This window comes from Methyloversatilis discipulorum, from assembly GCF_000385375.1.
Taxonomy (GTDB): domain Bacteria; phylum Pseudomonadota; class Gammaproteobacteria; order Burkholderiales; family Rhodocyclaceae; genus Methyloversatilis; species Methyloversatilis discipulorum_A.
In genome coordinates, this window is sequence record NZ_ARVV01000001.1 from 4124441 (window position 1) to 4149251 (window position 24811).

The window sequence follows — 24811 nt, forward strand, 5'->3', positions numbered from 1 at the left end:
CTCAGCGCTCCGGGGCCGCCGTGCGCTGCGCCATTGCTGGCGTCATGTCCACCGAACCGTCGGCGTCCACGCGCAGCGCCATCGTCACGCCCATGCGTTCCGCCAGAGCCCGCCAGCCTTCGCGACCGACGATGAACAGCGGCTTGCTGTCGGCGTCGGAACGGGCGCCGGCGTGCGGACCCGCCGGCATCAGCACGGTCAGCGACTGGGTATGGCGCACCGGCTCGCCGCTGCGCGGGTCGATCAGGTGGCACAGGCGCTCGCCGTCCAGTTCGAAATAGCGCTGGTAGTCACCCGAGGTGCCGATCGCCTCGCCGTCGTGCAGTTCGACCGTGGCCAGCGCCTCCGGCTTGCGCGGATGCTGGACGCCGATGCGCCACGGTGTGCCGGCCTTGCTGCCGAGCGCCATCACATTGCCGCCGATGTTGACCAGCGCGCAGCAGACGCCGCGCGCGCGCAGGATGGCGGCGGCGCGGTCCAGCGCATAGCCCTTGCCGTAGCCGCCGAGGTCGAGCTGCACCGCCGGGTTGCGACTGGACACCGTGGCGCTGCCGTCGGCGCGCGGCGTGATCACCAGATCGGCCATGCGCGGCTTCGCCGCGACCAGCGCGTCGCGCCGGGCGGCTTCGGGCCGCCGCGGCACGAATTCGTCGGCGTGAAAGCCCCAGGCCTCGACCAGTGCGCCGGCGGCCGGATTGAACAGGTCCTCGCCGCGCGCGGCGGCGGCCTGTACCTCGACCAGCAGCGCGGCGGTCTCGGCATCGACGTCGGCCGTCTGCCCGGCCGCGAAGGCGGTGTTCAGTCGCGTCAGCTCGGACGGCTGCCAGGCGTGCAGTTTGCGGTGCAGGCGGTCGAACTCGCGCAGCACCTCACCCAGCGCGTCGCGCGCCTGCGCGCGGTCGAGGCCGTACACGACCACTTCGACGCGGGTGCCGAAAACGAAGGATTCCTGGCGCTCGATCTGCTCCTTCGCGCCGCAGCCGGCGAGCAGCGCAAGCAGCAGTGCGGCGGCGAAACGCTCAGCGCGTCGTCGCACGTTCGAGCGCGTCGACGAACATGGCGGCCACGTCGAAGCCGGTCTGTTCGGTGATTTCGACGAAGCAGGTCGGGCTGGTGACGTTGATTTCGGTCAGCCGGTCGCCGATCACGTCCAGCCCGACCAGCAGCAGCCCGCGCGCCGCGAGTACGGGCCCGAGCTTGCGCGCGATCGCGAGGTCGGATTCCGAGAGGGGCTGGGCGACGCCGCGACCGCCGGCGGCCAGGTTGCCACGCGTTTCGCCCGCCTTCGGGATGCGCGCCAGACAGTAGGGCACCGGCTCGCCGTCGATCAGCAGCACACGCTTGTCGCCCTGCGCGATCTCCGGGATGAAGCGCTGCGCCATCAGCGTGCGTGCGCCGTCCTCGGTCAGCGTTTCGATGATGACGTTGCGGTTGGCGTCGTCGGCACGCACGCGGAAGATGCGCGAACCACCCATGCCGTCGAGCGGCTTCAGGATGCAGTCGGCGTGCGTATCGATGAAGGCATTGATGGCGGCGACGTCGCGGCTGACCAGCGTTGGCGTGATCAGGTCCGGGAATTCGCAGATCGACACCTTCTCCGAGTGATCGCGGATCGCACGCGGATGGTTGAACACGCGCACGCCGGCGGCGGCCGCGCGCTCCAGCATCCAGGTCGCGGTGATGTACTCGAAGTCGAACGGCGGGTCCTGCCGCATCAGCACGGCGTCGAATTCGCGCAGCGCGCGCGGCTGCGTGTCCAGCGCAACGTACCAGGACGCATCGCTGCGCTGCGGCTGGATGCGGGTGGCGGTCACCATCACTTCGTCGCCGTGCAGGCTCATGCTCTGCCGCTGGATGGTCCAGATCTCATGACCGCGGCGCGCTGCCTCGCGCATCATCGCGATGCTCGAATCCTTGGCCGGCTTGAGCTTGTCGAGCGGATCGACGATGAAGGCGAGGCGCAGGTTCATGTCGGTCTCAACCCCGCAGTTCGGCTTCGAGCGCCTCTTCCGCCGGCGTCATCGGCAGACCACGCTCCAGTTCCAGGCTGGCCGCGACCAGCGCAAGACGAGCGACGACGCCATAGGCGTAGAAGCGGTTGGGCGGCGCGTCCGGCGCGCAGCCCGGGTCCGGCATCGAGCAGCAGGATTCGAAAGCCAGCGGCTTGAAGTGCATGCCCGGCGCGTTCAGGTTCTCGTCGATGCCACGCTCGCCGTGCACGCGGTAGAAGCCGCCGACGACATAACGATCCATCATGTAGACCACTGGTTCGGCCGCACCGCCATCGACGCTTTCGAAGGTGGGCACGCCTTCCTGGATCAGCACCGAGCTGACTTCCAGCCCCTCCTTCACCACCGCCATCTTGTTGCGCTGCTTGCGATTCAGGCCGACCACCTCGGACGGATCGCGCACCGTCATGATGCCCATGCCGTAGGTACCGGCATCAGCCTTGACGATGACGAAGGGCTCGTGGTCGACGCCGTGCTGCGCGTACTTCTCGCGGATGCGTGCGAGCAGCGCACCGACGCGCGTGGCCAGACATTCCTCGCCGCTGCGTTCCTGGAAGTTGATGTCGCCGCACACGTCGTACAGCGGGTCGATCAGCCACGGATCGATGTCCATGACCGACGCGAAACTGCGTGCGACTTCGCTGTAGGCGTCGAAGTGCTGCGATTTGCGGCGCGTCGTCCAGCCGGCGTGCAGCGGCGGAATGAAGGTCTGCTCATTGACGTTCTGCAGCAGCTCCGGCACGCCGGCCGACAGGTCGTTGTTGAGCAGGATGGCGCAGGGATCGAAACCGGCGACGCCGATGCGCCGACCGCCCGGCAGCCGAATCAGCGGTTCGATGGTCAGCGTCTGACCGTCACCGAGGTCGAGCGGCGTCGGGCCGGCGAGGTCGGGAATCAGGCTGCCGATGCGCACGTTCAGACCGGCGAGCTTCAGGATCTGCGCCAGCCGGGCGACATTGCGCAGATAGAACAGGTTGCGCGTGTGGTTTTCCGGCACCAGCAGCAGGTTGCGTGCTTCCGGGCACAGCTTCTCGACGGCCGTCATGGTGGCCTGCACGCACAGCGGCAGGAATTCGGCGTTCAGGTTGTTGAAGCCACCCGGAAACAGGTTGGTATCGACTGGCGCCAGCTTGAAGCCGGCGTTGCGCAGATCGACCGAGGCATAGAAGGGCGGGCTGTGCTCCAGCCACTGCGAACGGAACCACTGTTCGATGTCGGTCTGGCGTTCGAGGAATCGGCTCTCCAGCGCGAGCAGCGGGCCGGTGAGCGCGGTGGTCAGGTGAGGCACCATGGGCGTGAGCGGGCGCGATCCGCAATGAGGTTCAGGCGCGCGGATTCTACACCCGCAGCCGGGGTCACTTCCCCGGTCCGGTACAATCCGGGCTTCTTGCGCATCCGCGCATGCCACACCCTAGTGAATCCCATGCTGTCCGCTTCCAACATCACCATGCAGTTCGGCGCCAAGCCGCTTTTCGACAACGTCAGCATCAAGTTCGGCGACGGTTACCGTTACGGCCTGATCGGCGCCAACGGTGCCGGCAAGTCCACCTTCATGAAAATCCTTGCCGGCGTGCTCGAACCGACCGCCGGCAACGTGTCGATCGACGCGCACGAGCGCATGGCCTTCCTGCGCCAGGACCAGTTCGCGTTCGAGGACCAGCGCGTGCTCGACGTGGTCATGATGGGCCACGCCGAAATGTGGACCTGCATGAAGGAAAAGGACGCCATCTACGCCAACCCGGACGCGACCGAAGAGGACTACATGCGCGCCGCCGAACTGGAAGGCCAGTTCGCCGAATACGACGGCTACACCGCCGAGGCGCGCGCCGGCGAACTGCTGCTCGGCGTCGGCATCCCGACCGAACAGCACAATGGCCCGATGAGCCAGGTCGCGCCGGGCTGGAAGCTGCGCGTGCTGCTGTGCCAGGCGCTGTTCGCCAACCCGGACATCCTGCTGCTCGACGAACCGACCAACAACCTGGACATCAACACCATCCGCTGGCTCGAACACACGCTGAACGAGCGCAACAGCACGATGGTGATCATCAGCCACGACCGCCACTTCCTGAACCAGGTGTGCACCCACATGGCCGACCTGGACTACGCGACGATCCGCCTCTACCCGGGCACCTGGGACGACTACATCGAAGCCTCGACGCAAGCGCGTGAACGCGCGTCGGCGGCCAATGCGAAGGCGAAGGAACGGGTGGCCGAACTGCAGAGCTTCGTGCGCCGCTTCTCTGCCAACAAGTCCAAGTCCAAACAGGCCACCTCGCGTCTGAAGATGATCGACAAGATCAAGATCGAGGAATTCAAGCCCAGTTCGCGCCAGTATCCGTGGATACGCTTCGACTACGACCCGAAGGAGAAGCTGCACCGGCAGGCGGTCGAACTGGACAACGTGGTGTTCGGCTACGACGGCGGCCCGCAGATCCTGAAGGGCTTCACCGCCACCTTCGACGGCGGCGACCGCGTCGCCATCATCGGCGAGAACGGGGTCGGCAAGACCACCTTCCTGAAGCTGCTGGTCGGCGAACTGACGCCGCAGCACGGCTCGATCAAGTGGGCGGAAAAGGCCCGCCTTGGCTATTTCGCGCAGGACCACTCGGCCGATTTCGACAGCGACGCCAACCTGACCGACTGGATCAGCGGCTATGTGCGCGAGGGTGGCTATGAGGGCGACGACGCGATCACGCTGATCCGCGGCACGCTCGGCCGCCTGCTGTTCGGTGGCGACGACGTGAAGAAGGCGGTGCGCGTACTGTCCGGCGGCGAACAGGGCCGCATGATGTTCGGTCGACTCATGCTGCAGCGGAACAACGTGCTGCTGCTCGACGAACCGACCAACCACATGGACATGGAATCGATCGAGTCGCTGAACGCCGGCCTCGACGCCTTCGACGGCACGCTGTTCTTCGTGTCGCACGACCGCGAGTTCGTGTCCACGCTGGCCACCCGCGTGCTCGAAATCCGCGGCGACGGCCAGATCATCGATTACCGCGGCGGCTACGAGGACTACCTCGCCAGCCAAGGCATCGACGACTGAGCCCGTCTGTGAGCAATACGCCGAACACCTGTCCCATCTGCGACGACGCGCCCGGCCATCACTGGCTGTGGCGCGACGACCGGTTGCGCGTGATCGACGCGCGCGACGCTGACCATCCGGCCTTCCTGCGGGTGATCTGGAACGGTCACGTGCGCGAGATGACCGATCTGGCCGACGCCGACCGCGATCACCTGATGCACGTGGTGTGGCAGGTCGAGCGCTGCGTGCGCGAAATCGCGCAGCCGGAAAAGATCAACCTCGGCAGCCTCGGCAATATGGTGCCGCACCTGCACTGGCACGTGGTCGCGCGCTGGCAGGACGACGCCCATTTCCCGGGTTCGGTGTGGAGCGCGAAGCAGCGCGACGGCGCACCGCGGCCTCGCGTACCGGCCGCGCTGTGGCGCGCCACGCTGCTGGCCCGTCTCGGCCTGCCGACGGTGGCCGTCAGCGACGCGCTGACCGGCGCCTACGAAGGTACCGACTACATCGTTGCGCTGCCCGACGGCGAAACGACACTGCACGTCGGTGCACCGTCACCGGCGCTGGACCGCTGGCTGGCGACGCAGAACGCAGCACAGTGGGCGCTGCTGGCGGCCGCCAATCCGTGGTCGGCACGCTGCGACGACGACGCCAACCGCGCCGCCCACACGGCACTGCGCGCATTGCTGACGCAGCGCGGTCTGCCGCTGCTCGACGCCGAGAACCGCACGGCCGAAGCCGGCTGGACCGAGCCCTCGCTGCTGTGCGCCGGCCTGACGGCCGAAGAGGCACTGCGCATCGGCGCCGCCTTCGGCCAGAACGCGGTGCTGACCGGCGATGCCGGCGGCACGGCCCAGCTGCGCTGGTGCGTGCGCCGGCAGACCGACTGACTTAGCGAAGCTTCATGCGCCGGCGCGCCACTGCGCCGACCGCCGCCAGCCCGGCCAGCAGCATGGCCGCGCTGGCCGGCTCCGGCACCGCTGCCGTGATGCCCAACCGGTAGCTCGCGTCGGCCAGCGTGTTATCCACGCCATCGACGGTCACCAGGAATTCGGTGCCCGTGGCGAACGGAAAGGTGCTGCCACCGCCGGTGAAAGGTCCCCACGCGAAGGTGAGATTGCGGCCGAAGGTGCCGACGATTTCGTTGCCGTTCAGAAACACCGACAGCGAGGCGCGTGAGCCCAGCCCGAGGTTGGAGAAGTCGAGCGTGAAATCGACCGGCTCGCCGACGGTGAAGCTGAAGCTGTCGGCGAAGCTGCCGAGCTGCTGTTCGAAGCTGAAGGACTGGCCGGCGACCAGAGTGCCCAGATCGACGCTGGCTGCGCTGGCGTGTGCGGCGGGCAGGACGGTCAGCGCGGCGATCAGTGCGGTGCGGATGGAAGTGTTCATGACGGACTCCGTAGGATGAATGAAGGATGAAAGCGTCTGCTTTCATTCGTCATCTACGAAGCCGGACACGCAACGGAGACAGGCAGGTGACGACGGACTTGCCGGCAGCGTGACGGATGTCACCGTTGCCGCCCGAGACCGCGATCAGATCACCACAGCTTCACGCAATGACCGCGCAGCAGGAAGCCGCCCGACGGCTGCGCCGCGGCCGCGCCGACCGGCTCGATCGACACCGCCAGTTCATCCACCGTCGCCAGCAGCGCTTCCGACGTGCCAGCCATCGTGATCACCTGTTTGGCGTCGGCGCGCAGCACGCCGAGCCGGAAGGGCGCTGCGTCTTTCGGCAGTGCCCACAGCACCGCCTGAGCGCCATCGGGCACCAGCAGCGGCTGCAGCAGCTTCACGCTCAGTTCCACCCCGTGCCGGCGCGACGACGCCAGCGCGGCGGGCTTGCCGGCGGCGTCCTGCAGCAGACCGACATAGCTGGCCGGAAGCACCGCGTGCTCAGGCAGGTCGGACGGCAGCACCCACTGCGGCTGCTCGCGTACCACGCCGACAGCCACCAGCAGGCCGAAGGCGAAGCCGAGCGCCGGGCGCAACCAGTCGCGCCAGCGCCGCTGCGCCACCGGCCGGGGGCGCGGTGCAGCGCCGGTGCGCCGTTCGACCTCCGCCCACACCGCGGGCGAGGGCTGCACCGGCGGCACGGCCGCCGCCAGCGCGGCGCCATGCATTTCCCAAGTACGCAGCGCGCGCGCCGCCGCCTCGTTCGACCGCACCAACCGCTCGAAGCGGCGGCGCGGCAGCCGGCCCAGCGTGCCGAACACATAGGCGGCCGCGAGGCGGTCGAGCAGTTCCGGGTGGTCGTATTTCATGCCAGCCGCTCCATGCAGCGGCGCAGCTTGTCCAGGCCCCGGCGCAGCCACACCTTGACGCTGCCGATCGGCGAACCGAGGTGTTCCGCCAGTTCCGAATGCGACAGGCCGTGGTAGTAGGCCAGCGCCAGGCACTGGCGCTGCGGCCCGTCGATGTCGTCGATGCAGCGGCGCAGATGCAGCGCGTCGGCCGCCTGTTCGAGCAGGCCGAGCGGACTGGGCCGGTCGTCGCCCAGCGCGGCGACACCGCCCTGCCCGTCATCGTCGTCGTCCAGCGATTCGGCCCGCCGCAGCGATTCCGCACGCAGCAGGTCGAGCGCCCGGTTGCGCACGACCGAGGTGAGCCAGGTCATCGGCTGGCTGGCGTCGGCGCGGTAGCTGTCGGCGCGGTGCCACACGCTGGTGAACGCATCCTGCAGCACGTCTTCAGCCAGATCGCGCCGGCGCAACAGACGCAGCGCGACCCCGAGCAGCTGCGGCGCGCAGGCATCGTAGAGCTGACGGAAGGCCTGCCGGTCGCGCAGTGCGACGCGCGCCAGCAGCCTCTCAAGCTGGACCGGATCGAGCATGCCTGCATGATGCCATGCTCATCGATCGCCCGCGGACCATCAGTAGTCCCGCGGCCGGTAGCTGCCGGCCTCGGCCGGCGCCTTGGCGCTGTCGCGCACGACGTGCCAGACGCCGCCGCGCCCGTCGCCGGTGGTCTGTCCGGCCTCGTTGTCGCCCACGTAGTAATAAAGCGGCTTGCCGCGGACCGCCCATTGCCGGCTGCCGTCGCTGCGCGTGACCAGCGTGTGCTCGCCGGTCGCGCGCGCATCGGCGGCCGCGACGAAGGGCGGCCACAGCGCGGCACACCGGTCGTAGCAGGCACTTTTCCCGGTGCTGTCCTTGTCGAAGGTGTACAGCACGCGGCCGGCAGCGTCGGTCAGCAGTCCTGCCGTGCCGACCACGGACTGGGCATGGACTGTGCTGCAGACGGCTCCCAGCAGTGCAGCGTAGAGGGCACTCCTGATCATCGTGATTCTCCTTCCTTGCAGAGGTTCGACACCCGGAAATCGTGTGTCCGGATCGATATACGGACGGATGAACACATCGGAGACAGGAGCGGCGGAAATTTGCTGTCAAAAAGAATGTCCGCCGTGCCGGCCTCCCGCGCGCAAACTGCGGCGTACACATAGAATTGGTTACATTGGCTTACATCGCCCCCCGATTTCATGCACGCCTTCGCTCTGCCCGCCCTCAGCCACAGCACGCACCTGCCGGAGTTCTCCGACGCGCGGGCTGCGCGTGACTGGCTGCAGGGCGTGGACAGCAACCAGCCGCTCGCCACGCAGGCCCGTCTGCTCGGTCAGCTCAACCTGCTGAACCGCTGCAGCATCAGCGCCGGCGAGCGGCTGCGCATCGCCGAGGAGCTGCGCGACACGGTGCTGGAAGTGCAGACCGCCACCGCCAACCGCTTCGTCGGCCGCCCACTGCCGCTGTCCGCCGGCGAACGAGCGGCCTTCGATGCCAATCAGGGCATGTGGGACACGCTGGTCACCGCCTATCTGCACTGCCTGTCTGCCGCGCTCGACGGCGACGGCGCAGTGGTGGGCCAGACCGGCCTGATCGCCCATCGAGCCTTGAGCGCGCTGGCGCTGATGCAGCTCGACGCGCTGCGCACCGCCCATCTGCCGCCGCCCGGTTACTGGCGACGCGTGCACGCCTGCTACGACGCGGCCGCCCGGCTCGGCGCGGCGGAGCGCAAGATCCGCGACGACGCCATCCATGACGAACGCCCGACCAGCGTGCGTGCCGCCTACGTGCTGTGCGTGCTGCTGCACACCTCCAGCCCTTTCGGTCTGACCCACCGCCAGCTGCGTGTACTGCATCGCTGGCTGGGCAAGTGGGCTGGCAAGGTGGCGCTGTTCGACACACCGGTACCGAACAGCGCCCTGCCTCCCCTGATGCTGGACCTCAGCACCGACGAACCGGTGGCCCGCACACCGCAGCCGGACAGTCGCCTGCGCTGGCTGGTGCTGGACGAGTTTTCGCACAGCGTGCGCAAGCGCATGGCGCTGCTGGCGCAGGGCGAAACACCGCTGGCGCTGCGCCTCGGCGACGAACTGAGTCCGGCCCAGGCCGACCGCCTGCTGCGCCATCTGCATGCGCACTGCTGCCGCGGCGGCCTGACCCGCGCCGAGGCGCGCCGGCCGCTGCAGCAGAACGCGTCGGTGGTGATCGGCATGGGCGCGGTACAGCAGTTCCTCGGCAGCGGCGAGTGCGCCATCGGCGACTCCGGCAACCGGCCGGAAACGGTGGCGACCGGCTATCTGGTCGAGGACTGGCGCATCCTTGACGACAGCCCGACCGGCCTGCGCCTTGGCCGCCGTGCCAGCAGCGACGGCGCGCGCATTGGCAGCGGCATGTTGCTGGCGGTGCGGCCCGACAACAGCCCGCACTTCATGCTCGCCCACGTGTGCTGGATCATGGCGGTCGAAGGTGAGTTGCAGATGGGCATCAGCATGCTGGCCGGCGCGCCGCGTCTGGTCGATCTCGCGCGTACCCCCGACGGCAGCGGCGAACACGAGGCGCGCGGCGTGCTGATGCCGGAAGTGCCGCGCATCGGTCAGCCCGAATGCGTTGCGCTGCCCAGCGGGTGGTACCGCAAGTCGCGCGACATCCTGCTCACTGCAGACGACAGCAAGCGGCGCGTGCGGCTGGTCGAATCCATCGAACGCGGGGCCGACTTCGACCTCGCCCGCATCGAGCCGTCAGCATGAACGCGCCCGCACCGACGCCGGGCATGCTGAACTACCGCGACGCGCAGCAGTGCCGCGCGCTGATCGCCGAGCTGCCGCTGACCAACGTTCCGCGCGTGCGCGACACCCTGACGCGCATGCTCTACGGGCTGCGCCAGACACCGCCGCGCAGCGCCGACTACCTCGACGTGCTGGAAGCGATGCGCGCGCCGCTGCACTTCCTGCAGGAAAGCCTGGGCAAGCGCTACAGCAGCCGGCCGGTCGCGCCGGGCAGCACCGAGGACGGCGTGCTGCGCCAGGTGGTCGCACTGTGGATGGCGATGGCGCAGGCGTACGCGCAGGCTGCCGAGAAGGCTGACCTGCACCCGCTCACCGACGCCCAGTTGGCGCTGGTATGCCAGCGCTGCGTGCTGTACGCCAGCCGCGCGGTGATCGAGTATTTCCGCGCCCGACGCACGCTGCCGCGCGGCCTCTGGCTGGAACTGCACGGCTACTACAGCACGGCCGAGGAATGGGGCTTTGCCACCCAGCCGGTGGCCGACAGCCTGAAGGAAGGCGGCTACCCGCAGAGCGCGGCCGAGTCCTACTGCAGCGTGCTGCTGGTCGACCTGGCCAACCCCTACGGCCGCAGCCCACGCGAATTCGAGTGGGTGTGCCGCTGGGCCGACCAGTACGCCGGCCTGACCGAAATCATGCCGGTGTTCGGTGGCACCGATGCCCGCACCTACGCGATCGACCTGAACCTCGACAGCGGCGCCAAGCCGCTCGAAGTGTTCGCCCGCACGCCCAACCTGCGCCGGCTCGGTTCGGCGCGGCTGGCCAGCGAGATCGAGCGCGTGGTGGCCGGCCTGAAGCAGGGGCTGTCACCGGAAACGCTGGGGCTGGGCGCCGACTGTCACCCGCTGTCGGCTGGCCGCCTGCTGCTGCAGCTGTACAAGCCCTGGTGTCATGCGGCCAACCCGCGCCGCTTCCAGCGCCGCAGTGGCGACGGCGAGATAGATATCGCGATCAGCCAGGAGGCGATGCATTACCTGATCGCCGGCGAAGAGTTCGTGCAGCCGCCGCCGGCGCGCATCTACAGCCACAGCGATTTCGTCGACATCGCCACCTTCGGCGAACGGGCGACCGACGGCGCCGGCCTGGCCGTGCGTCAGGCCAGCGCCCGCGCGCAGTACCCGACCCAGCACTGGGCGGTGCTGGACCACAGCGTGATGGGTTATCGCCTGCGCGCACCACGCGAGACTGCTGCGATCGAGTATTCGCAGATGCTGGCGGTGTTCGGCCCGGACTCGGAACACTGGCGCCTGGCGCGCGTGTCCTGGCTCATGTACGAGCACGACGGCCATCTGATGACCGGCCTGCACGTGCTGCCGGGTACCCCGCGTGCGCTGTCCGTGCGTCCGCTGGCCGACGAAGGCATGCCGGCCGAGCGCTTCATTCGGGCCTTTCTGCTGCCGGCCGTGCAGGTGATGGGCGAAGAGGCGTCTCTGGTGCTGCCGCGCGGCTGGTTCCAGGCCGATCGCAAGCTCGAAATCTTCCTGAATGGCGCGCTGCGCGCAGTGCAGCTGACCCGCCTGCTCGCTTTCGGCGTCAATTACGAACGCGCCGCCTTCAGCGAGGAAACACCCGCAAACGGCGTCTGAGCGACGCCGCTCAGAGTGCGGGCAGCGTGCGGCGGGCGGGAAAGCGGACGGTGAAGCGGCTGCCCTGACCGGGCTGGCTGTCGATCTGCAGCGTCGCCTGATGCCGTTCGAGCACATGCTTGACGATGGCCAGACCGAGGCCGGTGCCGCCGGTTTCGCGCGAACGGCCGCGGTCTACGCGGTAGAAGCGTTCGGTCAGTCGCGGAATGTGCTGGGCATCGATGCCGATGCCGTTGTCGGTCACCGAATACTCACCACAGCCACCCACCACGCGCCAGGCGAGCTTCACGCTGCCGCCGTCCGGCGTGTAGCGCACCGCGTTGCTGGCGAGGTTGCCGAGCGCGCTGCGCAGGTCGCGCGCGCAGCCGAGCAACGCACCGGGCGCACCATCGACGTCCAGCGTTACCGTGTGCCGGCCGGACGACAGCGCCCGCGTCTCGACCAGCACGATGTCCAGCAGGTTGCGCATGTCCACCGGTTCTTCCGGTGTCGGCGTGTCGGTTTCCAGCGCCGACAGCGTCAGCAGGTCGTCGACCAGGCGCTGCAGGCGCACCGACTGCTGCTGCGCCATGCGGATGAAGGACAGCGCCTGTTCCTGCGGCAGTTCGGGCAGCGCGTCCTCCAGCGTTTCGAGGAAGCCGTGGATCACCGTCAGCGGCGTCTTCATCTCGTGCGACACGTTGGCGACGAAGTCGCGCCGCATCGTTTCGAGCTTTTCGAGCTGGGTGATGTCGCGCGTCAGCAGCAGCTTCTGATCGTCGCCGAAGGCCACCACCCGCAGTTGCAGCGTGCGGCCGGGCTGACGCGGCGAGGGCATCGACAGAGGCTCGCCGTAGTCGCCGGACTGCAGGTACTCGGCAAACTCGGGCTGGCGCACGAGGTTGAGAATGGGCATCGCGATGTCGCGCCGGCCATCCAGCCCAAGGTGTTCCTCGGCCATCGGGTTCAGCCACTCGATCAGTTCGTCGCGCGACATGATGAGTGTGCCGTCGGGCATCGCGCGGCTGGCTTCGCGCATGCGCTCCAGCCGGCTGCGCAGGTCCTCGCGCTGCTGGCGGGCGTTGCGCTCGCGCCGTGCCAGCTTGGCGAACAGGAATTCCCACTGGCCGGCACCGTCCGGCAGTTCGGCGTCGCTGGTCGAGTTGAGCCAGCGGTCGAAGCGGCCGATCTCGTACTGGTCGCGCAGACTGCCGGCGAGCAGCAGCGCGCAGGCCAGCGCCAGCGCCGGTGCCAGCGCGTCGGCCGCCAGGCCGATCAGCACGCAGATGAGGATGAGCGCGACGCGCAGGGCGGCGCGGAACCAGAATTCACGCATGAGGAGCGTATCGAGCAGTCACGGCGCCGGATTATGGGCGCTCACGCGCAAAACGGCTCACTCCTTCTGGCAGGACAGGCGATAGCCGCTGCCGCGCACGGTCTGGATCAGCGCGTCGTGTCCGCTCGCTTCCAGCGCGCCGCGCAGGCGGCGGATGTGCACATCCACCGTGCGCTCCTCGACGAACACGTGGTCGCCCCACACGCTGTCGAGCAGCTGCGCACGCGAATGCACGCGCTCGGCGTGGGTCATGAAGAAGTGCAGCAGGCGGAACTCGGTCGGGCCGAGCACCACGGCCTGGCCGCGGGCGGTGACGCGATGCGTGGCCGGATCGAGGCGCAGGCCGTCGATCTCGACCGGGTCTTCGGTCGCCTGCGGCTTCTGCCGGCGCAGCACGGCCTTGATGCGGGCTGCCAGTTCGCGCGGCGAGAAGGGCTTGGTGACGTAGTCGTCGGCGCCGGTTTCGAGACCGGTCACCTTGGACTGTTCGTCGCCGCGCGCCGTCAGCATGATGATGGGCACGCCACGCGTGCGCTCGTCGGCGCGCAGACGGCGTGCCAGATCGATGCCGCTCTGGCCGGGCAGCATCCAGTCGAGCAGCACCAGATCGGGCAGTTCGGCCTGCAGCAGGCGCAGCGCGGTTTCGGCGTCCGCCGCGCGCAGCGGATCGTGGCCGGTGCGGGTGAGCGTGACGCTGATCAGTTCCTGGATGGACGGTTCGTCCTCGACGACGAGTATGCGGGCCATGACGGTATGCGAGCGTGGGATGACGGGAACGCGACGCAGTCTATTTCAGTATGGTGACGGTTTAGTGACAGGGTCTTCGGTCTGTCTGCAGGGCCATCCTGACGGGCCCGGGGTATCATTCCCGACTCTTTGCAGCGGACACGGAACATCATGGCAGGACTGGACAAGGACACCCCCATCCCCACCGAGATCAAGGTGCAGCAGAAGTCGAAGGTGATGGAAGTCAGCTTCGACAACGGCCGCAGCTTCAGCTTCAGTTTCGAGTTCCTGCGCGTGTGCTCGCCCTCGGCAGAGGTGCGCGGCCACGGGCCGGGGCAGGAAACGCTGCAGATCGGCAAGCGCGACGTCGACATCACGCGGGTCGAACCGGTCGGCGCCTACGCGATCAAACCGGTGTTTTCCGACGGCCACGACAGCGGCATCTACTCGTGGGATTACATCTATCTGCTGGGTGAGAATCAGGAAGCGCTGTGGGCCGACTACCTCGCCCGGCTGGACGCCGCCGGCGCTAGCCGCGACCCGGCCCTGGTGCCGCCGCCGGCCGCCAAGGGCGGTTGCGGCAGCGGCGGTTGCGGCCATCACCACTGAGCCTGCGATGAGCGACAACTCCACCGATTTCGGCTTCGAGCGCGTACCCGAGGCGGCCAAGGCCCGCCGCGTGGCAAGCGTTTTCTCGTCGGTTGCGCGTCGTTACGACATCATGAATGACCTGATGTCGGCCGGCCTGCATCGCGCCTGGAAAGCCTTCGCGATCGAAATGGCCGGTGTGCGCGCGGGCCAGCGCGTACTCGACGTCGCCGCCGGCACCGGTGACCTGACCGTCGCGCACGCGAAGCGCGCCGGCGCCAGTGGCGAGGTGTGGCACACCGACATCAATCCGGACATGCTGCGCGAAGGCCGCGACCGCCTGCGCGACGCCGGCTTCGTGCTGCCCAGCCTGCTGTGCGACGCCGAGAAGCTGCCCTTCCCCGACAATTACTTCGACTGCGTCACCGTCGCCTTCGGCCTGCGCAACATGACGCACAAGGACCGCGCGCTGGCCGAGTTCCGCCGCGTGCTGAAGCCGGGCGGCCGCGCACTGGTGCTCGAGTTCTCGCGCGTCGCCAAGCCGCTCGAAAAGGCCTACGACCTGTATTCGTTCAAGGTGCTGCCCTGGCTGGGCAAGCGCGTCGCCAACGACGAGGCGAGCTACCGCTACCTCGCCGAATCGATCCGCATGCATCCGGATCAGGAAACGCTGGCCGGCATGATGCGCGAGGTCGGCCTCGGCCGCGTCGAGTACTTCAACATGAGCGCGGGCGTGGTGGCGCTGCATCGCGGTTTCAAGCTCTGAAATCCGACAGGTGAGGCGAACGATCCGCGCATTTCGCGGTCAATTCGTGTGCTAAGTTTCGCTCTCGCGTTTTCGCACCACCTTTGATGGAGACATATCGATGAAGAATTTCCTGTGCGCGCTGTGCGTGGCCGTCGTCGGCCTCGGCGGCGCCATGCATGACGCCGAAGCCGCCAAACGCATGGGTGGCGGCAAGTCCTTCGGTTCGCAGCGTGATTCGACCACGATGCAGCGCGACGCCACGCCCACCTCGCCGACGCAGAACGCCACCACCGCTCAGCGCCAGGCGCAGCCTGCAGCGCCCGCCGCCGCACAACCGGCCAAGCGCTCGTGGATGGGCCCGCTGGCCGGTCTGGCCGCCGGCATCGGTCTGGCCGCACTGGCGTCCCACCTCGGTTTCGGCGAGGAAATGGCGTCCTTCATGATGATTGCGCTGCTGGTCATGGTCGCCCTCTTCGTCTGGCGCATGTTCGCCGCACGCCGCAACGCGCCGCAGCAGCAGGGCATGCAGTACGCCGGCGCGACCGCCGGCCCGGGCACCGCCCCCCAGCGCTTCGAAGCGGTGGCCCCGGTCGCCGCCTCGGCGCCGGCAGCCGCAGCCAGTGCAGGCAACATTCCGGCGGATTTCGACGTCGAAGGCTTCCTGCGTCAGGCCAAGCTGAATTTCGTGCGCCTGCAGGCGGCGAACGACAAGGGTGACGTCGAGGACATCCGTCAGTTCACCTCGCCCGAGGTGTTCGCCGAAATCCGCATGCAGTTGCAGGAGCGCGGTGGCGAAACCCAGCACATCGACATCGTGCAGCTCGATGCTGCACTGCTCGATCTGGTCACCGAGAACGACCAGTACATCGCCAGCGTCCGTTTCAGCGGCCTGCTGCGCGAAGAGGTCACCGCCGCGCCGGCACCGTTCGACGAGGTCTGGCATCTGGCCAAGCCGGTGTCCGGCAACCGCGGCTGGGTGATCGCCGGTATCCAGCAACTGCAGTAATCATGCTCGCAACGGCCGCGCTCCCGGTGTTGAACCACCTGCTCGATCAGGCGCCGGGCGCGCACGCCCGGCTGGCCCGGCATGCGGGCGCGCAGGCAAGGCTGGAACTGGGCGCGCTCGGCGTCGCCTTCAGGGTCGGCGAAGACGGCCGGCTGGCTGCGGCCTCCGATGAGCCGCTGGCGGTCACGCTACGGCTGCCGGCGGATGCCGCGCTGCGGCTGGTGCACGAGGGCGACGCGGTGCTGCGCGATGCGCGCATCGAAGGCGACGCCGCACTGGCCGAGACCCTCGGCCAGGTGCTGCGCGGCCTGCGCTGGGACGCGGCGGAAGACCTGAGCCGGCTGATCGGCGACGCGGCCGCCGAACGAGTAGTAGGTGGCGCGCGAGCGGCATGGGCCGGCGGTCGCGACCTCGGTGCGCGGCTCGCCGCGTCGGCCAGCGAATACGCGGCGGACGAGGCGCAATTGCTGGTGCGTCCGGCCGCAACAGCCGCCTTTGCCGACGAAGTCGATACGCTGCGCGACGATCTGGCACGCCTGCAGAAGCGCCTCGAATTGCTCGAACGCAAAGCTCAGCCGATACGCTGATCGACCCACCAGCGCGCGAAGGTGTCGCGCTGCGCAGCACTCATCCCGACCCCGCATTTCGTCCGCCGCCACAGCACGTCGTCGGCGTTGTACGCCCATTCGTACCGTGCGCACCAGAGCGCTTCCGCCTCGTACAGCCCGCCCCCGAAGTCGCGTCCGGGTCCGCCTGCGCGCGCCACCTGTTCGAGCAGCGGCGACGTCGTCCCGCCGTGGCGCCCGACCAGCGCGGCGATCCAGCCTGGCGACAGTGCGGGGTAACGCTGCGCCAGCGTGCGCACGAGTTCCGAACGCTGCGTCGGACCGGCGGCCTCGGCGCCCGGCAGCAGACGGTCGGCGGTTACGCTGCGTGCATTCGATCCGAGGAATGAGGCCAGTCGATCGACCGCCCGTTCGGCGAGGCTTCGATGCGTGGTGAGCTTGCCGCCCTGTATCGACATCCAGCCACGGCCGCCGCGCTCGCCTTCCATCGTCATCCGGTATTCGCGGCTGGCGGTGCGCGCGCTGCCTCCGCCGCCGTCGATCAGCGGTCGCATGCCGCTGAATTCCCAGCGGATGTCGTGCTCGGTGGGTGCGCGCCCAAAGGCGCGCTGCAGCGCGTCGAGCAGGTAGCGACGCTCTGCCGCCGTGGCGCCAAGCGCCTCGGGTGAGGGCAGATCCGTTTCGGTGGTGCCGACCAGATGGAAATCGTCGGCGAAGGGGATGACGAACACGATGCGTCGGTCCGGCTGCTGCAGCAGCCAGGCGTCGTCGCCAGCGTGCAGACGGGGGATGACGATGTGCGTGCCCTGCACCAGGCGCACCGGCGGCGCCATCGCGCCGCGCAGCGTCTCGACCGCGTTCATCCACGGGCCGGCGACATTGACGACACAGCGGGCAAGCACCGTTCTATCGCCCACCGTGCAGCGCCAGTGCGCGCCCTCGGCGGCCACTGCGCTCAGTGCGCTCTGCGGCAGCACGCCTGCGCCGTGCGCCTGCGCGTCGAGCAAGGAGCACAGGGTCAGCCGCGCATCGTCCACCCACAGGTCGTAGTAGGCGTGCGCCGCGCTCACCGGCGGCTGCGTCTGCTGCAGCAACGGAAAGTCGGCGCGCAGACGTCGCGATCGCGGCAGTGTGCTGCGACCGGCCAGCAGGTCATACAGCAGCAGACCGGTGGCCAGCATCCAGGCCGGCCGCTCGCCGGTGTGCGGCACGATGAAGCGCTGCGGACGCACCAGATGGGCGGCGATGCGCGCCAGCGTTTCGCGCTCCTGCAGGGATTCCCTGACCAGGCCGAATGCACCCTGTTCGAGGTAACGCAGGCCACCGTGGATGAGCTTGGTGGACGCGGACGAGGTTGCGCCGGCGATGTCGCCGCGCTCGCAGACGATGACGTCCAGACCGCGCAGCGCAGCGTCGCGAGCGATCCCGGCGCCGTTGATGCCGGCCCCGACGATGAGCAGGTCGCAGGATTCCCGGTGCATGGGCCAATTCTGCGCCGGACGCGCCAAAAACAAAAAGGCACGCCGAGGCGTGCCTTTCCGGACCTGCTTGAAACCGCGCTCAGTGACGCTTGCGCAGCTTCTGGATTGCCGCCAGCTGGGCGATGGCCGAAGCCAGTTCCGCCTGTGCTGCAGCGTAGTCGACACCTGCCTGACGGTTGGCCAGTGCTTCTTCGGCCAGACGCTTGGCTTCGTTCGCCTTCGCTTCGTCCAGGTCGGTACCGCGGATGGCGGTATCCGCCAGCACGGTCACGAGACCCGGTTGCACTTCCAGCAGGCCGCCGGCCACGAAGATCAGCTCGTCGGCAGCCTGATTCGGCACCTTGATGCGGACTTCGCCCGGACGGATGCGGGTGATCAGCGGAGTGTGGCCGGGCAGGATGCCCAGCTCGCCGCTCTCGCCCGGCAGCGCGACGAATTCTGCGAGCCCGGAGAAGATTTTCTCTTCCGCGCTGACAACGTCGACATGTACGGTCATAGCCATGATTACTCCGTGAATGCTGCCCGCGAGCCGCGCCGGACCGAAGTCCGTCACGGCTCACGCTTGCCGCGTCACTGCAGCGTCTTCGCCTTTTCGAACGCTTCCTCGATGCCGCCGACCATGTAGAAGGCCTGTTCCGGCAGGTGGTCGCATTCGCCATTGACGATCATGTTGAAGCCCTTGATCGTGTCCGCCAGCGGAACGATCTTGCCCGGCGAACCGGTGAAGACTTCAGCCACGTTGAACGGCTGCGACAGGAAACGCTGGATCTTGCGGGCGCGAGCCACGGCCAGCTTGTCTTCCGGCGACAGTTCGTCCATGCCCAGAATCGCGATGATGTCGCGCAGTTCCTTGTAGCGCTGCAGCGTCGATTGCACCTTGCGGGCGACCGCGTAGTGCTCTTCGCCAACGATCAGCGGATCCAGCTGACGCGAGGTCGAGTCGAGCGGATCGACCGCCGGGTAGATGCCCAGCGAAGCGATGTCACGCGACAGCACGACGGTTGCATCCAAGTGCTGGAAGGTCGTGGCGGGCGACGGGTCGGTCAAGTCATCCGCAGGCACATACACGGCCTGGATCGACGTGATCGAGCCGACCTTGGTCGAGGTGATGCGTTCCTGCAGTCGACCCATTTCGTCAGCCAGCGTCGGCTGGTAGCCCACGGCGGACGGCATGCGGCCCAGCAGCGCGGACACTTCGGTACCGGCCAGCGTGTAGCGGTAGATGTTGTCCACGAAGAACAGGATGTCGCGGCCTTCGTCGCGGAACTTCTCGGCCATGGTCAGGCCGGTCAGCGCCACGCGCAGACGGTTGCCCGGCGGCTCGTTCATCTGGCCGAACACCATCGCCACCTTGTCGAGAACCTTCGACTCTTCCATCTCGTGGTAGAAGTCGTTGCCCTCACGGGTGCGCTCACCGACACCGGCGAACACGGAGTAACCACCGTAGCTCTTCGCGATGTTGTTGATGAGTTCCATCATGTTCACGGTCTTGCCCACACCGGCACCGCCGAACAGACCGATCTTGCCGCCCTTGGCGAACGGGCAGATCAGGTCGATCACCTTGATGCCGGTGGGCAGCAGGTCAACCGACGGGCTCAGTTCGTCGAACTTCGGTGCCTTCTGGTGAATGGCACGACGTTCTTCGGTGGCGATGTCGCCCGCTTCGTCGATCGGACGGCCAAGCACGTCCATGATGCGACCCAGCGTGGCGGTGCCGACCGGCACGCTGATCGCGGCGCCGGTACCCTTCACCTTCATGCCGCGGCGCAGACCGTCGCTGGAACCCAGCGCAATCGTACGCACCACGCCGTCGCCCAGCTGCTGCTGGACTTCGAACGTCAGACCCGCTTCAGCCGTGTGCGAACCATCGGCTTCGTCGAGCTGCAGCGCTTCAAACACTTTCGGCATCGAGTCGCGCGGGAACTGGATATCCACCACGGCGCCGATACACTGAACGATGTTTCCGGTATTCATCGTCTATCCCCAATACAAAAATTCGTTTGCGCGATCAGACTGCCGCGGCGCCGCCGACGATCTCGGACAGTTCCTTGGTAATCGCCGCCTGGCGGGTCTTGTTGTAGACCAGCTGCAGTTCGCCGATGACATTGCCTGCGTTGTCGGACGCGGCCTTCATCGCCACCATACGTGCGCTCTGTTCGGACGCCATGTTTTCGGCGACCGACTGATACACCAGCGCTTCAACGTAACGAACGAGCAGCTCGTCGATCACCACCTGCGGGTCCGGCTCGTACAGGTAATCCCAGGTGCCTTCCGGCGTGCCCAGACGATCGCCCGTGAGCGGCAGCAGTTGCTCAAGCACCGGCTCCTGCTTCATCGTGTTGATGAAGCGGGTGAAGGACAGATAGACCGCGTCGAGCTCGCCGGCTTGGAAAGCGTCGATCATGACCTTGACCGGTCCGATCAGCTTTTCCAGATGCGGCGTGTCGCCCAGCTGCGTCACCTGCGACACCACCTTGGCGCCCATGCGCTGCATGAAGCCCAGACCCTTGTTGCCGATGGCGGCAACGCGGATTTCGGTGGCGCCCTTGCCTTCCCACTCCTTCATCGTGTTCAGCGCCAGACGAAGCACGTTGGTGTTCATGCCGCCGCACAGACCCTTGTCCGTGGTGACGACGATGATGCCGACGCGCTTGATCTGACCGACAGTCGCGAGGAACGGGTGCTTGTAGTCGCTGATCGTGGCGGCAGACAGGTTGGCAGCAAGACGGCGGATCGTGTCGGCGTAGGGCCGGGCGGCCCGCATCCTGTCCTGCGCCTTGCGCATCTTGGATGCAGCCACCATCTCCATCGCCTTGGTGATCTTCTTCGTGTTTTGCACGCTCTTGATCTTGGAACGGATCTCTTTTCCGCTGGCCATGGTTATCTCCTGTCCGCGCGCTTACGCCCAGCTCTTCTTGAACTCGGCCACCGCGGCAGCAAGCGTCTTTTCCGATTCACCGTCGAGGTCCTTGGAGGACTCGATCTTGTTCATCAGATCGGAATGCTTCTGCTGCAGGAACTGGTGCAGGGCCGATTCAAAAGCGAGCACGCGGGACACTTCGACGTCGTCGAAGTAGCCGTTGTTGGCGGCGTACAGCGAAACACCCATCTGGGCGACCGACAGCGGCGAGTACTGCGGCTGCTTCATCAGTTCGGTCACGCGGCGGCCACGCTCGAGCTGCTTGCGGGTCGCTTCGTCCAGGTCGGAGGCGAACTGCGCGAACGCAGCCAGCTCACGGTACTGGGCCAGCGCCAGACGGACACCGCCGCCCAGCTTCTTGATGATCTTGGTCTGGGCCGCACCACCGACGCGGGACACCGACACACCGGCGTTGATAGCCGGGCGGATGCCTGCGTTGAACAGGTCGGTTTCCAGGAAGATCTGGCCGTCAGTAATCGAGATCACGTTGGTCGGAACGAAGGCGGACACGTCGCCGGCCTGCGTTTCGATGATCGGGAGCGCGGTCAGCGAACCGGTCTTGCCCTTGACTTCACCGTTGGTGAACTTCTCGACGTAGTCGGGGTTCACGCGAGCGGCGCGCTCGAGCAGACGGCTGTGCAGGTAGAACACGTCGCCCGGGTAGGCTTCGCGGCCCGGCGGACGGCGCAGCAGCAGCGAAATCTGACGGTAGGCCACGGCCTGCTTCGACAGATCGTCATAGACGATCAGTGCGTCTTCGCCGCGGTCGCGGAAGTATTCGCCCATCGTGCAACCGGCGTACGGTGCCAGGAACTGCATGGCGGCCGAGTCGGAAGCGGTGGCGGCGACGACGATGGTGTATTCCATCGCGCCGTACTCTTCCAGCTTGCGCACCACGTTGGCGATGGTCGAGGCCTTCTGGCCCACCGCAACGTAGATGCAGGTCATGTTCTGACCCTTCTGGTTGATGATGGCGTCGACGGCGACCGCGGTCTTGCCGGTCTGACGGTCACCGATGATCAGCTCGCGCTGGCCACGGCCGACCGGCACCATCGAGTCGATCGACTTCAGGCCGGTCTGCACCGGCTGCGAAACCGACTGACGTGCGATCACGCCCGGAGCGACCTTTTCAACCTTGTCGGTCAGCTTGGCGTTGATCGGGCCCTTGCCGTCGATCGGCTGGCCGAGCGAGTTCACGACGCGACCGATCAGCTCGGGGCCGACCGGCACTTCGAGAATGCGGCCGGTGCACTTGACGGTCTGGCCTTCGGAAATGTGTTCGTAGTCACCCAGAACCACGGCGCCGACGGAGTCGCGCTCGAGGTTCAGCGCCAGACCGAACGTGTTGCCTTCGAATTCCAGCATTTCGCCCTGCTGGACATCGTCCAGGCCGTGCACGCGCACGATGCCGTCGGTCACCGAAACCACGGTGCCCTCGGTGCGCGCCTGCGACGACAGCTGCAGGTTCTGGATCCGGCTCTTGATCAGGTCGCTGATTTCAGACGGATTGAGGTTCATCAAAAAACTCCTAGTTCTGTAGCGCAGTGGCCATGGCGGCAAGCTTGCCGCGGACCGAGGCATCGATCACTTCGTCACCGACCGCAACCTTCACACCGCCGATCAGTTCGGGATCGAGCGTGACCCGGGCTTCCAGGCGACGGCCGAAACGCGGCTCGAGGTCGGCCAGCAGGCGCGACACGGTGGCGTCGTCCATCGGGAAGGCGGAACTGATGTGGGCGACGGCGCAGCGCTCGTGCTCGTTCTTCAGCTCGGTGAAGAGCTCCGCGATTTCGGGCAGCACGGCCAGACGGCCGTTCTGCGCCAGCACGCGTGCGAAGCTGCGATGCGCGTCGGCAAGTTCGCCGGGCACTGCGGTGAGGAAGAGGAAACCACGGTCGGTCGAGGTGCGGGTCGGATCGGCCAGCAGCTTCTTGACCTGCGGCTCGGCGGCAGCAGCGGCCATCAGGCCGAGGGCGTCAGCCCAGGCTGCCAGCGAGTTGCCTTCCTTGGCCAGCTGGAACGCGGCTTCGGCGTAGGGTCGCGCGATGGTGACGTTCTCTGCCATGGTGTCAGCTCAGTTCCTGCTTCAGGTTGGTGAGCAGATCGGCGTGGACTTGGGCGTTGATCTCGCGACGCAGGATGCGTTCTGCACCCGCGACCGCCAGCGTGGCGACCTGGTCGCGCAGGGCGTCCTTCGCCTTCTGCGCTGCAGCCGCAGCTTCGGTGGTCGCTGCTTCGCGGGCCGCCGCGACGATGCGATTCGCTTCCGCGCGCGCATCCTCGACCAGCTTGGCCGCCTGCTTCTCTGCACCCGAACGGAGCTCGGCCGCGGACTCGCGCGCTGCGCGCAGTTCCTCGATCGACTTCTTCTCCGCGTTGGCCAGATCTGCCTTTGCCTTGTCCGCAGCCGCCAGCCCGTCAGCGATCTTCTTCGCGCGTTCGTCGAGAGCCTTGACGATCGGCGGCCACACGAAGCTCTTCGTGAACCACACAAAAGTCAGGAACACGACGATCTGGATGATGAGCGTTGCGTTCAGATTCACGGCAACTTTCCCTTCAATAAATCGGTGTTGGGGCGGATGCCGTTCTTACTTCAGGAAGGTCGAAGTGGCGAACCAGAGGGCGATACCGGTACCGATAATGAAGGCGGCGTCGATCAGGCCGGCCAGCAGGAACATCTTGACCTGCAGCGCGTTCATCAGCTCCGGCTGGCGAGCCGAGGCTTCGAGGTACTTACCGCCCATCAGCGCGATACCGATACAAGCACCAATTGCACCCAGACCGATGATCAGACCGCAGGCGAGGGCGACGAGACCGAACACTTGTTCCATAACAGCTCCTTAGATTTAAAAGAAAAACGAAAACAACAAACCGGACTGCAACTGCAAACTCAGTGACCTTCGTGTGCCTGACCGATGTACACCAGCGTCAGCATCATGAAGATGAATGCCTGGAGCGCGACCACGAGGATGTGGAACACCGCCCATGCGAAACCTGCAACGATGTGGCCGAAGGCGAGCAGGAAGCTCGGCGCGTTGGCACCCGTCCAGGCGGCACCCATCAGCGCGATCAGCATGAAGATGAGTTCGCCGGCAAACATGTTGCCGAACAGACGCATGCCGTGCGACACGGTCTTGGCAAGGAATTCGATGACGTTCATCGCGAAGTTGAACGGCGCCAGGATGAGCTTGTCGCCGAACGGCGCCGAGATCAGTTCGTGCGCCCAGCCGCCGGCGCCCTTGATCTTGACGTTGTAGTACAGACACACGAGCAGAACGGCGATCGACATGCCCATGGTCGCGTTGATGTCGGCGGTCGGCACGACGCGCATGTAGGCGTGGTGCGGATCGTGACCTGCGGAGGCGTAGATGCCTTCCCAGATGCGCGGCAGCAGATCGAGCGGCAGGAAGTCCATCGCGTTCATCAGGAAGATCCAGACGAAGACGATGAGGGCGAGCGGTGCCACGGTACGGCGCGATTCTTCGCTGTGGATCAGGCCCTTGGCCTGGTCGGCAACCATCTCGACCAGGATTTCGACCGCTGCCTGGAAGCGACCCGGCACGCCGGACGTCGACTTCGCCGCGGCGCGGTAAAGCACGAACAGCGCGAGAACGCCGAGCAGCACGGAGTAGAAAACGGTATCGAGGTTGACCAGATTCCAGTTGATCAACTCGACCTGCTTCTCGCCGGTGTTGTTCAGGAAGGTCAGATGGTGGGCGATGTATTCGCCGGGGGTCGGGCCGTGGGCCACTTCAGTCGCCAGTTCGGTTCCAGATGCCATG

The 24811-nt window shown here is 67.0% G+C and carries 26 protein-coding genes; 8 read left to right on the top strand and 18 right to left on the bottom strand.

Translation table 11 applies throughout. The annotated features are described in order from the left end of the window. Position 1: 1 nt before the first annotated feature. Genes METRZ18153_RS0119175 through gshA form a run of 3 tightly spaced genes read right to left on the bottom strand, consistent with a single transcriptional unit; the run spans position 2 to position 3300 of the window. Positions 2 to 1036, bottom strand: a complete 1035-nt coding sequence (locus METRZ18153_RS0119175) for an FAD:protein FMN transferase (RefSeq protein WP_020166262.1) — start codon at positions 1034 to 1036, stop codon at positions 2 to 4. After that, a complete protein-coding gene (gene gshB, locus METRZ18153_RS0119180; RefSeq protein ID WP_020166263.1) occupies positions 1020 to 1970 on the bottom strand; it encodes a glutathione synthase in 951 nt (316 codons plus the stop codon). The genes METRZ18153_RS0119175 and gshB overlap by 17 nt, the downstream gene beginning before the upstream one ends. Positions 1971 to 1977: 7 nt before the next feature. Further along, entirely contained in the window at positions 1978 to 3300 is a 1323-nt protein-coding gene (gene gshA / locus METRZ18153_RS0119185) for a glutamate--cysteine ligase (RefSeq protein WP_020166264.1), read from the bottom strand. A gap of 132 nt (positions 3301 to 3432) precedes the next feature. Here gshA and METRZ18153_RS0119190 point away from each other — a divergent pair, with 132 nt between their 5' ends. After that, the gene (locus tag METRZ18153_RS0119190) at positions 3433 to 5055 is read left to right on the top strand and encodes an ABC-F family ATPase (protein ID WP_020166265.1); all 1623 of its coding nucleotides are present in this window, start codon (positions 3433 to 3435) and stop codon (positions 5053 to 5055) included. 8 nt (positions 5056 to 5063) lie between these two features. Continuing rightward, the gene (locus METRZ18153_RS0119195) at positions 5064 to 5924 is read left to right on the top strand and encodes a DUF3293 domain-containing protein (protein ID WP_020166266.1); all 861 of its coding nucleotides are present in this window, start codon (positions 5064 to 5066) and stop codon (positions 5922 to 5924) included. 1 nt (position 5925) lies between these two features. On the opposite strand, the gene METRZ18153_RS0119200 is transcribed toward METRZ18153_RS0119195, so the two are convergent. From METRZ18153_RS0119200 to METRZ18153_RS0119215, 4 genes are all read right to left on the bottom strand, one after another. After that, positions 5926 to 6423 carry an FxDxF family PEP-CTERM protein gene (locus METRZ18153_RS0119200; protein ID WP_020166267.1) on the bottom strand — a complete coding sequence of 166 codons (498 nt, stop codon included), beginning with the start codon at positions 6421 to 6423 and terminating at the stop codon, positions 5926 to 5928. Positions 6424 to 6572: 149 nt separating this feature from the next. Further along, complete coding sequence (locus METRZ18153_RS0119205) at positions 6573 to 7295, bottom strand: anti-sigma factor (protein WP_020166268.1); 723 nt, start codon at positions 7293 to 7295, stop codon at positions 6573 to 6575. Then, positions 7292 to 7864, bottom strand: coding sequence for a sigma-70 family RNA polymerase sigma factor (locus METRZ18153_RS0119210; RefSeq protein WP_020166269.1), 573 nt, complete (start codon positions 7862 to 7864; stop codon positions 7292 to 7294). The genes METRZ18153_RS0119205 and METRZ18153_RS0119210 overlap by 4 nt, the downstream gene beginning before the upstream one ends. A gap of 39 nt (positions 7865 to 7903) precedes the next feature. Next, positions 7904 to 8311, bottom strand: a complete 408-nt coding sequence (locus METRZ18153_RS0119215; protein WP_020166270.1) for a COG4315 family predicted lipoprotein — start codon at positions 8309 to 8311, stop codon at positions 7904 to 7906. Positions 8312 to 8509: 198 nt separating this feature from the next. On the opposite strand from METRZ18153_RS0119215, the gene METRZ18153_RS0119220 reads away from it, so the two are divergent. Then, positions 8510 to 10057, top strand: a complete 1548-nt coding sequence (locus tag METRZ18153_RS0119220) for a hypothetical protein (protein WP_020166271.1) — start codon at positions 8510 to 8512, stop codon at positions 10055 to 10057. Beyond that, the gene (locus METRZ18153_RS0119225; protein ID WP_020166272.1) at positions 10054 to 11679 is read left to right on the top strand and encodes a hypothetical protein; all 1626 of its coding nucleotides are present in this window, start codon (positions 10054 to 10056) and stop codon (positions 11677 to 11679) included. Before METRZ18153_RS0119220 ends, METRZ18153_RS0119225 begins: the two co-directional genes overlap by 4 nt. Before the next feature lie 10 nt (positions 11680 to 11689). Here METRZ18153_RS0119225 and phoR read toward each other — a convergent pair whose 3' ends face one another. Continuing rightward, positions 11690 to 12994 carry a phosphate regulon sensor histidine kinase PhoR gene (phoR, locus tag METRZ18153_RS0119230; protein ID WP_020166273.1) on the bottom strand — a complete coding sequence of 435 codons (1305 nt, stop codon included), beginning with the start codon at positions 12992 to 12994 and terminating at the stop codon, positions 11690 to 11692. A 57-nt stretch (positions 12995 to 13051) separates the two neighbouring features. Beyond that, positions 13052 to 13741 (bottom strand): phosphate regulon transcriptional regulator PhoB, encoded by a 690-nt coding sequence (phoB, locus tag METRZ18153_RS0119235; RefSeq protein WP_020166274.1) that lies wholly within the window; start codon positions 13739 to 13741, stop codon positions 13052 to 13054. 150 nt (positions 13742 to 13891) lie between these two features. Between phoB and METRZ18153_RS0119240 the strand changes: the two genes are divergently transcribed. The 4 genes from METRZ18153_RS0119240 to METRZ18153_RS0119255 all read left to right on the top strand — a co-directional run bounded on the left by METRZ18153_RS0119240 (position 13892) and on the right by METRZ18153_RS0119255 (position 16649). Beyond that, entirely contained in the window at positions 13892 to 14329 is a 438-nt protein-coding gene (locus tag METRZ18153_RS0119240) for a gamma-butyrobetaine hydroxylase family protein (protein WP_020166275.1), read from the top strand. A gap of 7 nt (positions 14330 to 14336) precedes the next feature. After that, positions 14337 to 15074, top strand: a complete 738-nt coding sequence (ubiE, locus tag METRZ18153_RS0119245; protein WP_020166276.1) for a bifunctional demethylmenaquinone methyltransferase/2-methoxy-6-polyprenyl-1,4-benzoquinol methylase UbiE — start codon at positions 14337 to 14339, stop codon at positions 15072 to 15074. A gap of 100 nt (positions 15075 to 15174) precedes the next feature. Further along, entirely contained in the window at positions 15175 to 16062 is an 888-nt protein-coding gene (locus tag METRZ18153_RS0119250) for a Tim44 domain-containing protein (RefSeq protein ID WP_020166277.1), read from the top strand. A gap of 2 nt (positions 16063 to 16064) precedes the next feature. Next, positions 16065 to 16649 carry a ubiquinone biosynthesis accessory factor UbiJ gene (locus METRZ18153_RS0119255; protein WP_020166278.1) on the top strand — a complete coding sequence of 195 codons (585 nt, stop codon included), beginning with the start codon at positions 16065 to 16067 and terminating at the stop codon, positions 16647 to 16649. On the opposite strand, the gene glpD is transcribed toward METRZ18153_RS0119255, so the two are convergent. From glpD to atpB, 9 genes are all read right to left on the bottom strand, one after another. Continuing rightward, on the bottom strand, positions 16634 to 18109 hold the full coding sequence (gene glpD / locus METRZ18153_RS0119260) for a glycerol-3-phosphate dehydrogenase (RefSeq protein WP_043364336.1): 1476 nt from the start codon (positions 18107 to 18109) through the stop codon (positions 16634 to 16636). The two genes, METRZ18153_RS0119255 and glpD, sit on opposite strands and share 16 nt — an antisense overlap. Before the next feature lie 79 nt (positions 18110 to 18188). Beyond that, complete coding sequence (locus METRZ18153_RS0119265; RefSeq protein WP_029143885.1) at positions 18189 to 18611, bottom strand: F0F1 ATP synthase subunit epsilon; 423 nt, start codon at positions 18609 to 18611, stop codon at positions 18189 to 18191. 68 nt (positions 18612 to 18679) lie between these two features. Then, positions 18680 to 20083 (bottom strand): F0F1 ATP synthase subunit beta, encoded by a 1404-nt coding sequence (gene atpD, locus METRZ18153_RS0119270; RefSeq protein WP_019916204.1) that lies wholly within the window; start codon positions 20081 to 20083, stop codon positions 18680 to 18682. Positions 20084 to 20117: 34 nt separating this feature from the next. Continuing rightward, entirely contained in the window at positions 20118 to 20987 is an 870-nt protein-coding gene (atpG, locus tag METRZ18153_RS0119275; RefSeq protein ID WP_008063739.1) for a F0F1 ATP synthase subunit gamma, read from the bottom strand. A gap of 21 nt (positions 20988 to 21008) precedes the next feature. Beyond that, positions 21009 to 22547, bottom strand: a complete 1539-nt coding sequence (atpA, locus tag METRZ18153_RS0119280; RefSeq protein ID WP_020166281.1) for a F0F1 ATP synthase subunit alpha — start codon at positions 22545 to 22547, stop codon at positions 21009 to 21011. 10 nt (positions 22548 to 22557) lie between these two features. After that, positions 22558 to 23094 (bottom strand): F0F1 ATP synthase subunit delta, encoded by a 537-nt coding sequence (locus METRZ18153_RS0119285; protein ID WP_020166282.1) that lies wholly within the window; start codon positions 23092 to 23094, stop codon positions 22558 to 22560. A 4-nt stretch (positions 23095 to 23098) separates the two neighbouring features. Continuing rightward, positions 23099 to 23572: a F0F1 ATP synthase subunit B gene (locus METRZ18153_RS0119290; RefSeq protein ID WP_019916201.1), complete on the bottom strand. Its 474-nt coding sequence runs from the start codon at positions 23570 to 23572 to the stop codon at positions 23099 to 23101. Between the two features lie 45 nt (positions 23573 to 23617). Continuing rightward, on the bottom strand, positions 23618 to 23860 hold the full coding sequence (gene atpE, locus METRZ18153_RS0119295) for a F0F1 ATP synthase subunit C (RefSeq protein ID WP_008063733.1): 243 nt from the start codon (positions 23858 to 23860) through the stop codon (positions 23618 to 23620). A gap of 59 nt (positions 23861 to 23919) precedes the next feature. Next, the gene (atpB, locus tag METRZ18153_RS0119300; protein WP_019916199.1) at positions 23920 to 24810 is read right to left on the bottom strand and encodes a F0F1 ATP synthase subunit A; all 891 of its coding nucleotides are present in this window, start codon (positions 24808 to 24810) and stop codon (positions 23920 to 23922) included. Between the last annotated feature and the right edge of the window lies 1 nt (position 24811).

Coding starts and splice junctions, on each gene's coding strand:
- phoR (WP_020166273.1), bottom strand. CDS start 12,994: ATGCGTGAATTCTGGTTCCGCGCCGCCCTGCGCGTCGCGCTCATCCTC.
- atpD (WP_019916204.1), bottom strand. CDS start 20,083: ATGAATACCGGAAACATCGTTCAGTGTATCGGCGCCGTGGTGGATATC.
- METRZ18153_RS0119200 (WP_020166267.1), bottom strand. CDS start 6,423: ATGAACACTTCCATCCGCACCGCACTGATCGCCGCGCTGACCGTCCTG.
- gshA (WP_020166264.1), bottom strand. CDS start 3,300: ATGGTGCCTCACCTGACCACCGCGCTCACCGGCCCGCTGCTCGCGCTG.
- atpA (WP_020166281.1), bottom strand. CDS start 22,547: ATGAACCTCAATCCGTCTGAAATCAGCGACCTGATCAAGAGCCGGATC.
- METRZ18153_RS0119215 (WP_020166270.1), bottom strand. CDS start 8,311: ATGATCAGGAGTGCCCTCTACGCTGCACTGCTGGGAGCCGTCTGCAGC.
- ubiE (WP_020166276.1), top strand. CDS start 14,337: ATGAGCGACAACTCCACCGATTTCGGCTTCGAGCGCGTACCCGAGGCG.
- METRZ18153_RS0119225 (WP_020166272.1), top strand. CDS start 10,054: ATGAACGCGCCCGCACCGACGCCGGGCATGCTGAACTACCGCGACGCG.
- METRZ18153_RS0119190 (WP_020166265.1), top strand. CDS start 3,433: ATGCTGTCCGCTTCCAACATCACCATGCAGTTCGGCGCCAAGCCGCTT.
- METRZ18153_RS0119205 (WP_020166268.1), bottom strand. CDS start 7,295: ATGAAATACGACCACCCGGAACTGCTCGACCGCCTCGCGGCCGCCTAT.
- glpD (WP_043364336.1), bottom strand. CDS start 18,109: ATGCACCGGGAATCCTGCGACCTGCTCATCGTCGGGGCCGGCATCAAC.
- METRZ18153_RS0119210 (WP_020166269.1), bottom strand. CDS start 7,864: ATGCTCGATCCGGTCCAGCTTGAGAGGCTGCTGGCGCGCGTCGCACTG.
- METRZ18153_RS0119220 (WP_020166271.1), top strand. CDS start 8,510: ATGCACGCCTTCGCTCTGCCCGCCCTCAGCCACAGCACGCACCTGCCG.
- METRZ18153_RS0119285 (WP_020166282.1), bottom strand. CDS start 23,094: ATGGCAGAGAACGTCACCATCGCGCGACCCTACGCCGAAGCCGCGTTC.
- atpE (WP_008063733.1), bottom strand. CDS start 23,860: ATGGAACAAGTGTTCGGTCTCGTCGCCCTCGCCTGCGGTCTGATCATC.
- gshB (WP_020166263.1), bottom strand. CDS start 1,970: ATGAACCTGCGCCTCGCCTTCATCGTCGATCCGCTCGACAAGCTCAAG.
- atpG (WP_008063739.1), bottom strand. CDS start 20,987: ATGGCCAGCGGAAAAGAGATCCGTTCCAAGATCAAGAGCGTGCAAAAC.
- atpB (WP_019916199.1), bottom strand. CDS start 24,810: ATGGCATCTGGAACCGAACTGGCGACTGAAGTGGCCCACGGCCCGACC.
- METRZ18153_RS0119240 (WP_020166275.1), top strand. CDS start 13,892: ATGGCAGGACTGGACAAGGACACCCCCATCCCCACCGAGATCAAGGTG.
- phoB (WP_020166274.1), bottom strand. CDS start 13,741: ATGGCCCGCATACTCGTCGTCGAGGACGAACCGTCCATCCAGGAACTG.
- METRZ18153_RS0119255 (WP_020166278.1), top strand. CDS start 16,065: ATGCTCGCAACGGCCGCGCTCCCGGTGTTGAACCACCTGCTCGATCAG.
- METRZ18153_RS0119250 (WP_020166277.1), top strand. CDS start 15,175: ATGAAGAATTTCCTGTGCGCGCTGTGCGTGGCCGTCGTCGGCCTCGGC.
- METRZ18153_RS0119265 (WP_029143885.1), bottom strand. CDS start 18,611: ATGGCTATGACCGTACATGTCGACGTTGTCAGCGCGGAAGAGAAAATC.